The organism is Allomuricauda ruestringensis DSM 13258 (assembly GCF_000224085.1).
GTDB classification, from domain to species: Bacteria; Bacteroidota; Bacteroidia; order Flavobacteriales; family Flavobacteriaceae; genus Flagellimonas; species Flagellimonas ruestringensis.
On the sequence record NC_015945.1, the window covers coordinates 1,571,902 to 1,583,533 of the forward strand.

At 41.7% G+C, this 11,632-nt stretch carries 12 protein-coding genes; 4 read left to right on the forward strand and 8 right to left on the reverse strand.

What is annotated here, in order from left to right:
- Positions 1–21: 21 nt before the first annotated feature.
- The 6 genes from MURRU_RS07080 to MURRU_RS07105 form a co-directional block, all read right to left on the reverse strand.
- Entirely contained in the window at positions 22–804 is a 783-nt protein-coding gene (locus MURRU_RS07080) for an enoyl-CoA hydratase/isomerase family protein (RefSeq protein ID WP_014032763.1), read from the reverse strand.
- Positions 805–846: 42 nt separating this feature from the next.
- Complete coding sequence (locus MURRU_RS07085; RefSeq protein WP_014032764.1) at positions 847–2,259, reverse strand: HAMP domain-containing sensor histidine kinase; 1,413 nt, start codon at positions 2,257–2,259, stop codon at positions 847–849.
- Positions 2,260–2,766: 507 nt separating this feature from the next.
- Complete coding sequence (locus tag MURRU_RS07090; RefSeq protein ID WP_014032765.1) at positions 2,767–3,513, reverse strand: succinate dehydrogenase/fumarate reductase iron-sulfur subunit; 747 nt, start codon at positions 3,511–3,513, stop codon at positions 2,767–2,769.
- A 27-nt stretch (positions 3,514–3,540) separates the two neighbouring features.
- Positions 3,541–3,933 carry a four helix bundle protein gene (locus MURRU_RS07095; RefSeq protein ID WP_014032766.1) on the reverse strand — a complete coding sequence of 131 codons (393 nt, stop codon included), beginning with the start codon at positions 3,931–3,933 and terminating at the stop codon, positions 3,541–3,543.
- Between the two features lie 55 nt (positions 3,934–3,988).
- The gene (locus MURRU_RS07100) at positions 3,989–5,992 is read right to left on the reverse strand and encodes a fumarate reductase/succinate dehydrogenase flavoprotein subunit (RefSeq protein ID WP_014032767.1); all 2,004 of its coding nucleotides are present in this window, start codon (positions 5,990–5,992) and stop codon (positions 3,989–3,991) included.
- A gap of 2 nt (positions 5,993–5,994) precedes the next feature.
- A complete protein-coding gene (locus tag MURRU_RS07105) occupies positions 5,995–6,663 on the reverse strand; it encodes a succinate dehydrogenase cytochrome b subunit (RefSeq protein ID WP_014032768.1) in 669 nt (222 codons plus the stop codon).
- Positions 6,664–6,835: 172 nt separating this feature from the next.
- Here MURRU_RS07105 and MURRU_RS07110 point away from each other — a divergent pair, with 172 nt between their 5' ends.
- On the forward strand, positions 6,836–7,726 hold the full coding sequence (locus MURRU_RS07110; RefSeq protein WP_014032769.1) for a RimK family alpha-L-glutamate ligase: 891 nt from the start codon (positions 6,836–6,838) through the stop codon (positions 7,724–7,726).
- A gap of 21 nt (positions 7,727–7,747) precedes the next feature.
- Here the strand turns inward: MURRU_RS07110 and MURRU_RS07115 are convergent, their stop codons facing one another.
- On the reverse strand, positions 7,748–8,179 hold the full coding sequence (locus tag MURRU_RS07115; protein WP_014032770.1) for a hypothetical protein: 432 nt from the start codon (positions 8,177–8,179) through the stop codon (positions 7,748–7,750).
- A 184-nt stretch (positions 8,180–8,363) separates the two neighbouring features.
- The gene (locus MURRU_RS07120; protein WP_014032771.1) at positions 8,364–8,753 is read right to left on the reverse strand and encodes a DUF2721 domain-containing protein; all 390 of its coding nucleotides are present in this window, start codon (positions 8,751–8,753) and stop codon (positions 8,364–8,366) included.
- A gap of 79 nt (positions 8,754–8,832) precedes the next feature.
- Here MURRU_RS07120 and MURRU_RS07125 point away from each other — a divergent pair, with 79 nt between their 5' ends.
- From MURRU_RS07125 to MURRU_RS07130, 3 genes are all read left to right on the forward strand, one after another.
- Positions 8,833–10,125 (forward strand): aminopeptidase P family protein, encoded by a 1,293-nt coding sequence (locus tag MURRU_RS07125; RefSeq protein WP_014032772.1) that lies wholly within the window; start codon positions 8,833–8,835, stop codon positions 10,123–10,125.
- A 5-nt stretch (positions 10,126–10,130) separates the two neighbouring features.
- On the forward strand, positions 10,131–10,307 hold the full coding sequence (locus MURRU_RS17925; protein ID WP_014032773.1) for a hypothetical protein: 177 nt from the start codon (positions 10,131–10,133) through the stop codon (positions 10,305–10,307).
- A gap of 71 nt (positions 10,308–10,378) precedes the next feature.
- Positions 10,379–11,473 (forward strand): serine hydrolase domain-containing protein, encoded by a 1,095-nt coding sequence (locus MURRU_RS07130; RefSeq protein ID WP_014032774.1) that lies wholly within the window; start codon positions 10,379–10,381, stop codon positions 11,471–11,473.
- Positions 11,474–11,632 lie beyond the last annotated feature (159 nt).

Consider the following 11,632-nt stretch of genomic DNA (forward strand, 5'->3'; position numbering starts at 1 on the left):
CTGGCTTGGTTAGGCCAATGGTCACGATCCGGGGAAATCTGCCTTGCGTTTGTCCAAAAATGCGGAAGTTCCTTCTTTAAAGTCGTCTGTTCCAAAGCAATTGCCAAAGGCATCAATTTCCACCGAATAGCCATCAGCGTCATATTTAAAACCAGCATTTATCGCTTTTATTGCATGTTTTATGGCGACACTGGAATTATTCGATATCCTGCTCGCAATTTTCATACAAAATGGCAACAATTCTTCAGAAGAAACGACATGGTTCACCAACCCATATCCAAATGCTTTGTCGGAATCGATCATTCCTGCGGTCATGATCATTTCCATGGCCCTTCCCTTTCCTACCAACTGGGGCAAGCGTTGGGTTCCGCCATAACCGGGAATTACTCCCAACGATACTTCGGGCAAGCCCATTCTTGCATTGCTACTGGCCACTCTAAAATGACATGCCATGGCAAGTTCCAGACCTCCTCCCAGGGCAAAACCATTGATGGCAGCAATAACGGGAGTGGAAAGATTTGCTACAAAATCGAACAGATGTTGCTGCCCAACTGCTGCCAACTGACGACCCTCTTTTACCGAGAAATTGGCAAATTCGGAAATATCGGCACCGGCAACAAAGGCTTTCTCTCCACTTCCTGTGATAATGATCACTTTTATGTCCCTATCCTCGTCCAGTTCCTTAAAGGCCACGTGTAACTCTTCAATTGTTCTTTTGTTCAGGGCATTTAGCTTTTTTGGTCTGTTTATGGTTATGGTGGCCAAATTGTTATCTTCTTCAATGTAAATGTTTTCGAAATCCATGTATACTGATGTTTGAGACGGGCTATACAATGTCCGCCATTATTATTTATGTTCTTTTGGAAACTCAATGGTAAAAACGGTCCCTTTTCCAACTTTAGAAGTAAAGTTAATGGTTCCGCCATAGTTTTCCACAATGTTCTTTACCATACCCAGCCCCAGACCCGTTCCACTGGACTTGGTAGTAAACTTAGGCTCAAAAATTTGGTGTTTGTGCTCGTCCGCTATTCCAAGGCCGTTGTCTGCAATCGAAATTTTAACACGATCGCCTACGGAGGCCACTGTTACCAAGATTCTCGGGGAGTCTACATCGGGCACTGCTTGAATGGCATTCTTCACCAGATTGGTGATTACCCTTATTAACTGGGTACGATCCAGCTTGGCCACAATTTCTTCTTCGTCAGCTATAAAATGAATGTAGTCCTCATTAAAAATCTCCATAGCCAATTTTACCACCTTAACCACATTCAAAGTCTCGTTCTGCTGAGCGGGCATATCGGCAAAACTGGAAAATGCTGTGGCTATATTGCTCATCGTGTCTATTTGTTGTATCAAGGTTTTGGAAAACTCTTTGACCTTTTTCTGAATATCAGGATCATTTGGGTCGAATTTGCGCTCAAAACTCTGCACAGTTAGCCGTAAAGGAGTGAGAGGATTCTTGATTTCATGGGCTACCTGTTTGGCCATTTCACGCCACGCCTGTTCTCGTTCACTTCTAGCCAGTTTTACGGCACTTTCCTCCAACTCATCGATCATTCGGTTGTACGAATCCACTAATTTGCCAATTTCCTCTCCAGGACTTTCCAAATATATTTTTTCGTTTTGATGGGTCAAGTTGGTTCTGTTGATTTTGTCCGATATGGTCTGTAGCGACCTTGTAATGTATTTAGAAATGAAATATGCCAAAATAATGGCGATGATCAGCATTAAAAGATACACCATGCCCAACCTAAAGAGAAATTCCCTCAATTCCATATTATTGAAGGTGTTGTCTTCAAAATAAGGAAGGTTCAGTATACCGATGGGTTTGAACCTGAGGTCGTAAATGTAGGTGTAGGTGGATTGATAATTATCTCCGGCCGTCCTTTTTTCTTCCACAAACCGTGGCTCCCCACTTTCCCTTAAAAAATTGAGTACTTCGGGGTCGAGACATGTAGCGATTGAATTGGATTCAAAAGTAGGACGAGAGCTTTTGATCAAATTGCCCTCGAGATCGTAAATGTTGAAATTTACATTTTGGATGTTGGCTATCTCATAAATCTCCTCGCTGAATATAAGGTGGAGATTCTCCGTGGTTATGGGATATGTCGTTTCCTTTAGGACATAATCGATGCTTTTTATGAGCTGCTCTTCCTTTCGCTCCAACCTTTCGTTGTGATAGTCGTTGCCTTGTTCCTTGTATTGATAAACCGTAACCCCGGCAATCAAGACAGAAGCGAGTACTACCAAGGTAATCATGGCAACAAATATGCGTGACCTTAAGGAAAACTTTCTTAACAAGCTCGCTTGATTTAGCCTTAAATTTAAGCAATTATCGAGCCAAATAAAGTGCAAGTGCAAAAATCAAGTTCAAGAACTTCATTTACATTGACTCTTTAGAAAGGTATTGTAGATGTTTTGTGAAATTCCTACCTTAAGGTGGCAGGCGGGCAATCAAAAATTCCACTTACTTTATCATAAAAGATACTTAGTCCAGCAAAGAATGAATAACTCATTGTTCGATTTTTGGATTGATCGTCATTCTAAGAGAGCAGAGCGAATGAAGAATCTAACTTGCACAAAGCAAGTGATTTTGACACAAACCCTACTGATATTCACTAATATGTCACCTTAAACGGAATCCAGAGGTAGAAAGAGAGCTAAAGTCATGGGCGTCCGAGTTGGCACTACTTAGATTTTTTCCACAAAGAAAAAACCCAAACTCCTATTGGAATTTGGGTTTTGTATGTTGAAATATTATGAGATTTATCCCTTTAAAGTAGCGGATAAGTACTCGCGGTTCATACGGGCAATGTTGGTTAAGGAAATACCTTTAGGGCACTCCACTTCACATGCTCCCGTGTTGGTACAATTGCCAAAACCTTCCAAGTCCATTTGACGGACCATATTTTGAACACGTTCTGTAGCTTCGATTCTTCCTTGCGGCAACAAGGCAAACTGGGAAACTTTGGCAGAGGTGAACAACATGGCACTTGCATTTTTGCAAGCGGCCACACAAGCACCACAACCAATACAGGTAGCGGCATCCATGGCTTCGTCTGCATCGTATTTGTTAATGGGAATGGCATTGGCGTCCACAGTGTTCCCCGAAGTGTTCACAGAGATATAACCACCAGCTTGTTGGATTCTCTCAAACGAACTCCGATCCACGATCAGATCCTTGATTACAGGAAATGCTTTGGCACGGAAAGGCTCAATTACAATGGTATCCCCATCGTTGAACTTTCGCATGTGCAATTGGCAAGTGGTTACCAATCGGTCTGGACCGTGGGGCTCTCCATTGATTTGCAAGGAACAGGTTCCGCAGATACCTTCCCTACAATCGTGATCGAACTCAACAGGCTCTTCTCCTTTGGAGACCAATTCTTCATTCAAGATGTCCAGCATCTCCAGGAAAGACATATCTCCTTCTACACCGTCAAGGGTATAATCAACTATTTTCCCAGGTGAGGATGCGTCCTTTTGACGCCATATTTTTAAATGTAGCTTCATTGCTTCGCTAGTTATTAAGTTAATCGGTTATTGGTGTAAACCTTCTTTTAGTTTAGCATCCTTTAAATATTTGATATAACCGTTTAATATTTTCAATGTTTTATTGTGCAACTCTCTAAAGTTATTAAGTTTTTCCTCTGCAATATAGTTTTCATCCAATGCTATTATTACATGATCCAAAGTTTCATTCAACGAACCTCTTGCCATCCTGCAGAATTGAATGTTTTCCTGATAGTTGAACCTCCCAAATCCTTCTGCAATATTGTTTCCAATTGAGCGGGATGAACGCCTTATTTGGCTGATAAGTCCAAACTTTTCAGAATTTGGCAATTGTGGGATAATTTCATCTTTAACATAATTTCGAAGAATTCTCGATTCTTTCCAGCAAGCTAACTCTTCAAAAGATTTAAAACTTCCCACTAATAATTCTACTGCTGTTCTTTATCCAATAACTTAATAACCAATAACACAATAATTATTTATATGATCTTGTCTTCAGTTCAATGTTTTCGTATACCAAATCCTCTTTGTGCAATTCGGCATCTTTGGGCTCGCCTTTATATTCCCAAGCGGCCACATATTTAAAGTTCTCGTCATCACGTAGCGCTTCACCCTCTTCGGTTTGGTACTCTTCTCGGAAGTGTCCGCCACAAGATTCGTTTCTGTGCAATGCATCTTTCGCGAAAAGCTCGCCCAGTTCCAAGAAATCGGCAACGCGCCCAGCTTTTTCCAGTTCTTGGTTTTTAGAATCGATGCTTCCGGGAATTTTTACGTTCTCCCAGAAATCTTTCCTTAGTGCTGAAATCTCCTTGATGGCTTCTTTCAGTTCCTTTTCGTTTCGGGCCATACCACATTTGTTCCACATAATCTTGCCCAGTTTTTTGTGATAGTAGTCCACGGAATGGATTCCATAACCACCCATCAACTTCTCCATTCTATCGCGAACCTGTTGTTCGGCTTCGTCAAATTCTTTAGTATCAGTTGGAATGGCCCCCGTTCTAATATCATGTGATAGATAGTCGCCAATCGTATATGGCAGTACAAAATATCCATCTGCCAAACCTTGCATCAAGGCCGAAGCACCCAATCGGTTGGCACCGTGGTCGCTAAAGTTGGCCTCTCCGGCTGCGTAGCAACCAGGGATTGTGGTCTGCAAGTTATAATCTACCCAAAGCCCTCCCATGGTGTAGTGTACCGCAGGATAAATCATCATCGGGGTTTTGTATGGATTCTGATCTACGATTTTTTCGTACATCTGGAAAAGGTTACCATATTTAGCCTCAACAACCTCTTCACCCAGTTTTATGATGGTTGCCTCATCTGGGTTCTTAAGTCCAGAGGTCAATGCCTTTTCTTTTCCGTAACGCTTGATGGCGGATGCGAAATCCAAGAATACCGCTTCTCCAGTTTTGTTTACTCCAAATCCTGCATCGCAACGTTCCTTGGCAGCTCTCGAAGCCACATCACGGGGAACAAGGTTACCGAAGGCAGGATACCTTCTTTCCAAATAATAATCTCTGTCTTCTTCAGCAATCTCCGTTGGTTTCAACTTGCCTTCGCGGACTGCGATCGCATCTTCTTTTTTCTTGGGGACCCAAATTCGACCATCGTTTCGAAGTGATTCGGACATCAATGTCAATTTGGATTGATGGTCCCCTGAAACAGGAATACAGGTTGGGTGAATCTGTGTAAAACATGGGTTGGCAAAGAAAGCTCCCTTACGGTGTGCTCTCCATGCAGCCATTACGTTACTTCCCATGGCGTTGGTGGAAAGGAAGAACACATTTCCGTACCCTCCAGTAGCCAGAACTACCGCGTGTGCACTATGTCTTTCAATTTCTCCGGTCACCAAGTTTCTGGCGATTATTCCACGAGCCTTACCGTCTACCAATACCAAATCCATCATTTCGTGACGGTTAAAGGCCTGTATCTTACCACGGTTTATCTGGCGGTTCATGGCAGAATAGGCACCGAGCAACAATTGCTGTCCGGTTTGTCCTTTGGCATAAAAAGTTCTCGATACAAGTACCCCTCCAAAAGAACGGTTGTCCAACATTCCCCCATACTCACGGGCAAAGGGAACCCCTTGTGCCACACACTGGTCGATAATGTTTCCAGAGACCTCGGCCAAACGGTATACATTACCTTCTCGGGAGCGGTAATCCCCACCTTTTATAGTGTCGTAGAAAAGACGGTAATTACTATCGCCATCTCCTTGATAGTTCTTTGCTGCGTTGATTCCCCCTTGGGCTGCAATGGAGTGCGCCCTACGTGGTGAATCTTGATAGCAGAATGTTTTTACGTTATAACCCAACTCGGCCAAAGTGGCTGCAGCGGCACCACCTGCAAGTCCTGTACCTACAACAATGATGTCGATGTTCCTTTTGTTGGCAGGATTAACCAGATTGATGTCGTTTTTATGCTTGGTCCATTTGTCGGCCAACGGCCCAGATGGAATTTTGGAATCCAATATGCCCATACTTAATGTGTTATTGGGTTAAGGTGGTGATATAGGGCGATAAAAGCAAAGCCCAATGGAATGACCACCGAAAATATTTTTGTGAAAGTTTTGATGGCTGGAGTGTACTTGTTGTTTACGCCCATGGATTGGAAAGATGAAGCAAACCCATGCCATAAGTGAAGGCTCAGTAGAAAGAATGCCACCACATAAAGGATGGTTCTCCAAAAGGGAGCGAACTTTTCTACGGTTTCTGCGTAGTAACGTGTAGGGTCCTCAGGGTTGGCCTCAATATATTTATAGGCCATTTCGTGCACCCAAAAATCGTAGAAGTGCAATGCCAGAAAAGCAAGGATAACCAATCCAGAATAGATCATATTGCGGGACACCCATGGAGCATTGGCGCTGCCCTTATACTTTACATAGCCTATGCCTCTTGCTTTTTTGTTCTGGATTTCCAAAACAAAGCCCATGACAAAGTGTACAATTACGCCTGCAATCAAAATAGGTTGTAGGATAAACTGTACCAAGGGGTTGTATCCCATAAAATGGGACCAGGAATTAAAAGTTTCGGGATCTACTACCGAAGCGAGATTAATGGTAAAATGTTGTGTAAGAAAAACAACCAAAAAAAGACCCGAAAGTGCCATTATCACTTTTCGGGCAAGCGATGATTTTATCATTCCACTCATTAGTGCTGGTTTTTCAACAAATTTACGGCATGGATGAGTTTTTAACAAGCTTTCAACATCGTAAAGCTAGTTATTTAGATTCATTTTAAGCTACTGGGATTTAATCCTTCAGGATTCTATTTTGGGAATTTTAACCGATATTACGATTGATTTTCAAACCAATGCAAAAAACATGGACATTGCCATCTTATCCGTAAGCCTCAATGTATATTCTACAGCTAGGATTGCAGAGGAATTTGAAAAGGCAGGTCATTATGTGGAGCATATTGACCATACCAAATGTTCGGTGCAGTTGGGCGACGATAAGCCGCAGATTTTTTTAGGAACGGAGAACATTACCGATGAATTTGATGCCATTGTTCCGAGAATTGGAACTACGGTAACCCGTCACGGAGCTGCGATTGTAAAGCAGTTTGAAATGAACCATGTCTTCAGCACGGCAAAATCACTGGGGATCATCAGGGCCAGAAACAAGGTTTCTACCCTACAAATGATGTCCAAGAAGGGAATACCTGTGCCAAAAACCGTGTTCTCCATCAACCCGAACAATGTAGGGGATCAAATAGAGCTGTTGGGTGGTGCACCTGTTATCATTAAACTGCAAGAAGGGACCCAGGGCAAAGGGGTTATTTTGGCGGAGAGTAAAAAATCCGCCAAGTCGGTGATCGATACATTATATAATATGAACACCAGTATTTTGTTGCAGGAGTATATTGAGGAAGCCAACGGTGAAGATTTGAGAATAGTGGTGGTGGGCAACAAAATTGTGGCCAGCATGAAGCGGACCAGCGAATTGGACGATTTTAGGTCCAATGTACACCGAGGAGCGGAAACCCAAAAAGTACAGTTAACGCCAAGGGAAAAATTTATAGCTGTAAATGCTACCAAACATTTGGGTCTTGGCGTGGCCGGAGTGGATTTGATCCGGTCCAAAAACGGCCCTTTGCTGATAGAGGTAAATGCATCGCCAGGGTTAAAGGGTATTGAGGCGGTAACTGGAGTAAATGTGGCCAAGCACATTGTTCAATATGTAGAAAAGCACAGTGGAAGGAACAGAAAATGAACTCGTCTTGAGTGGTTAAGTTCAAGCCGACAAGTCAATTTTTTTTTCTTTGACTTTGGTCAAGCTCCACTTTATGGCATCTTCCAAGTTTGAAAATTGACGTATTTTGTTTCTAAAGAACATTTTTTCCAGAACAAGGCTGGCCAAACCGCTTTTGTTGTAAGCAACAACGGAATAAAATTCCAGTTGGTGTCGGTGTTTGTAAAATTTTAACCAATCGGTAGGGACAACCGAGTAGTTATGAATGCGATTACTGATGTAGGCAATAGGTTTGTCTTTTCCCAAAACCTCGTAGGCCACGGATATTATTTTTTCGGCAATGGACCAGTCAAAAACTTCACCTTCTTTTATTTCTGATATGACCAATCCATCAAAAAAGTAGAAAATTCCAAATTCGTATTCCCGTATTTCCCGTATGGTTTTAAAAAACTCCAAATCCTTAACTCGCTGCATATATCCTTTCAGTAAGATGAATCAAATTGTATTCATCAAAAGTAGAAGCAAGCAACGGTTATTTTTGAGCTGATTTTACCAATGCCCCTGTAGGATTGGTGCAACTGGCTTTTCAATTGACAACTAATTTTTTCACATTTCAACCAAAAAGAAGTATTCCTACATAAGCCGTTATAAAAACTGATTATTTTTCCATATTCTTTAATTGGATTCCCAATGCCTTTGTGGATAATTGCACTTCTAAAAGAGAGAGCACCAAGGAAATCATAAGGAACACCAAACTGATTCCAAAAATAACATTGGCCCAAACACGCATTTCCACATAGATCAAGAACATGGTTACTGCTGCCAACAAAAAACTGATAATGGCAGTTGCCTGCATATTTTTTATGATGCCCAAACGGGCCCGTAATTGGTTGATCTGTTGTTTTAAGGGCTGGGCAGAGGTTTCCTCGAACTGTTTGTGCAATTGCCTAATCAAAGCTGCAATGGCCAAATACCGGGCGTTATAGGCCAACATGGTCAAGGAAATGGCAGGAAAAAGAAGTGCGGGAATACTTAGGTTGAGCTGCATGTTTTCAATTTGATATGGAAGGTAAGAATTTGTCTTCGGTAACGCAATTACCTACATTTGGGCAAATCAAATTAAACTTATGAAATACGCTCAAATAGACAGCAATCTCTTTGTAAAGAACCGCAGGAAATTCATGGCCCAAATGAAGCCAAAAAGCATTGCGGTTTTCAATTCCAATGATATTTATCCGATCGGCGCGGACAGTACCTTGCCTTTTGAGCAAGATCGTGATATTTTTTACTTGAGCGGAGCGGATCAAGAAGAAACGATTTTATTGTTGTTCCCCGATGCCATGGACCCCAAGCACAGGGAAATATTGTTTGTAAGGGAAACCAACGACCATATTGCGGTTTGGGAAGGAGCAAAGCTCACCAAGGAAAAAGCAACCGAAGTATCGGGCATCGAGACCGTTTATTGGCTCACTGAGTTTGATAAAATCTTTTTTGATTTGATGACGGAGGCGGACACGATTTATTTCAATACCAACGAACATTACCGTCAAGCAGTGGAAACCCAAACAAGGGAAGCACGATTTATCGAAAAATGCAAAAAGGAGTACCCAGCGCATCAATGGGCCAAGAGCAATCCTATTTTGCAAAACATCCGTGGTGTAAAAGAACCAGAGGAAATCGAGTTGATGGAAACCGCCTGCGATATTACCGAAAAAGGATTCAGAAGAATCTTGGAGTTTGTTAAGCCAGGGGTTTGGGAGCACGAAATTGAAGCAGAATTTTTGCACGAATTTGTTCGCAACCGTTCCAGAGGTTTTGCATATCCCCCTATTATTGCAGCGGGCAACAATGCCAATGTACTCCACTATTTGGAAAACAACAAAGAGGTGAAAGACGGGGACATGATTTTGTTGGATCTTGCTGCCGAGTACGCCAACTATTCCAGTGATATGACCCGTACCATTCCTGTAAACGGGAAATTTACCGACAGGCAGAAACAAGTTTACAGTGCGGTGCTTCGCGTTAAGAACGAGGCAACAAAAATGTTGGTACCAGGTACAATTTGGGCCGAGTTCCATAAAGAAGTGGGTAAGCTTATGACTTCTGAACTTATAGGTTTGGGCTTGTTGGACAAGGCCGATGTGCAGAACGAAAACCCTGATTGGCCAGCCTATAAAAAATACTTTATGCACGGAACCAGTCATCACATAGGCCTGAACACCCACGATTATGGTGAATTGAAAAAACCGATGAAAGCCAATATGGTGTTTACGGTAGAACCAGGAATTTATATTCCAGCCGAAGGAATGGGAGTTCGTTTGGAAGATGATGTTGTAATTCAAGAAAAAGGAGAGCCTTTTAACTTAATGAGAAACATTCCCATTGAGATTGAAGAGATAGAGGAGTTGATGAATAAATAGACCAGATGAAGGGTTTACTGTTTATAGTACAACAATCAAACATTGAAAAAAAGATGGAAGAAGCTCCCGATAACGCCTACGAAATAGGTGTGGTCATCGGGAGCTACCTCCCTTTTGTGGTATTGGCCGCCATTGCTTATACCATTTACTACTACAATAAAAAGAAGCGGGGTTCGGAATAATTTCTTTAGACCGTGTAACCTGTTTCAATAAAGTACCGTCATACCTTACAAATCAAAAGATGTAAGGTAAAATGAAAAACAGACTTAATACGGGACTTCGATGGTTTCTGTTGATTGCTTTTTTAGTAGGGCTTCAACCGTTGTTGAACGCACAGGACATAGAGACCCAGATAGACAATAAGCTTAAAGAAAAATTTGCCAAAAACGGACCTGGTTCTGTTTTTTTGGTAGCAAAAAAGGGTAATGTCATTTACAAAAAAGCGTTTGGTTTGGCCAACCTTGAACTTCAAGTGCCGATGGAAACCAAGAATGTCTTCGAAATCGGCTCCATGACCAAACAATTTACTGCTGTTTCCATTTTAATGTTGATGGAAGAGGGAAAATTGCAATTGGATGATGAAATAATCGAATACATTCCCGATTATCCCACACGCGGCCACGTAATCACCATTCACCACTTATTGAACCATACTTCAGGAATAAAAAGCTTTACAAGCATGAAAGGGCTCAACGCTATCGCGAACAATAACATGGAACCGTTGGAGATGATTGATTTTTTTAAGAACGAGCCCATGGACTTTCACCCCGGCGAAAAATTTAAATACAACAATTCGGGCTATATCATTTTAGGCTATATTATTGAAAAAGCTTCGGGTATGGGATATGCCGATTTTGTGGAAAAGCATATTTTCAAAAAACTGGGAATGTCGTCGTCCTATTATGCAAGACGTTCAAAAGTGATACCGAACAGAGCTTCCGGCTATCATAAAAGAGAAGACTATATCAACGCTAGGCATATCAATTATTCCATCCCTTTTGCATCGGGATCCTTAATGTCAACTGTGGATGATATGTTAAAGTGGGAACAAGCGATCAAGAACCATATATTGCTCAGTAAGGAAAGCACAAGAAAGGTTTTTACGAATTATACCTTGAACAATGGGGAACTGACCAATTATGGCTATGGGTGGCATGTCAAAACCATGAATGGCAGTAAGAGTCTTGAACATGGAGGCTCTATTTTTGGGTTTAAATCCATGGGTGTTTATTTGCCCGAAGAGGATATTTATGTGATAGGCCTAAGTAATTGTGATTGTAACTCACCTACAAAAATTACACGTGAAATAGCTGAAATGACCTTGAACAATAACGATTTTGGGAGGTGATTGCCAATTTGTTTGATTTTTATCCCGAAATCTCGGAAATTGGAGAAGTCTAAAAAGAAAGATTGAATGTCCGCAATGTGTCATAATATTACCAACGTCACCCTGAACTTGATTCAGGGTCACATAAAGATGCTCATGTTCAGCAGGATGAGATGTTGA

What these genes read in the sequence shown, in the direction of transcription:
- MURRU_RS07085 (WP_014032764.1), bottom strand. Translation starts at nt 2,259, where the DNA reads ATGATTACCTTGGTAGTACTCGCTTCTGTCTTGATTGCCGGGGTTACG.
- MURRU_RS17925 (WP_014032773.1), top strand. Translation starts at nt 10,131, where the DNA reads ATGAAGGGTTTACTGTTTATAGTACAACAATCAAACATTGAAAAAAAG.
- MURRU_RS07110 (WP_014032769.1), top strand. Translation starts at nt 6,836, where the DNA reads ATGGACATTGCCATCTTATCCGTAAGCCTCAATGTATATTCTACAGCT.
- MURRU_RS07105 (WP_014032768.1), bottom strand. Translation starts at nt 6,663, where the DNA reads ATGAGTGGAATGATAAAATCATCGCTTGCCCGAAAAGTGATAATGGCA.
- MURRU_RS07080 (WP_014032763.1), bottom strand. Translation starts at nt 804, where the DNA reads ATGGATTTCGAAAACATTTACATTGAAGAAGATAACAATTTGGCCACC.
- MURRU_RS07090 (WP_014032765.1), bottom strand. Translation starts at nt 3,513, where the DNA reads ATGAAGCTACATTTAAAAATATGGCGTCAAAAGGACGCATCCTCACCT.
- MURRU_RS07125 (WP_014032772.1), top strand. Translation starts at nt 8,833, where the DNA reads ATGAAATACGCTCAAATAGACAGCAATCTCTTTGTAAAGAACCGCAGG.
- MURRU_RS07115 (WP_014032770.1), bottom strand. Translation starts at nt 8,179, where the DNA reads ATGCAGCGAGTTAAGGATTTGGAGTTTTTTAAAACCATACGGGAAATA.
- MURRU_RS07120 (WP_014032771.1), bottom strand. Translation starts at nt 8,753, where the DNA reads ATGCAGCTCAACCTAAGTATTCCCGCACTTCTTTTTCCTGCCATTTCC.
- MURRU_RS07130 (WP_014032774.1), top strand. Translation starts at nt 10,379, where the DNA reads ATGAAAAACAGACTTAATACGGGACTTCGATGGTTTCTGTTGATTGCT.
- MURRU_RS07100 (WP_014032767.1), bottom strand. Translation starts at nt 5,992, where the DNA reads ATGGGCATATTGGATTCCAAAATTCCATCTGGGCCGTTGGCCGACAAA.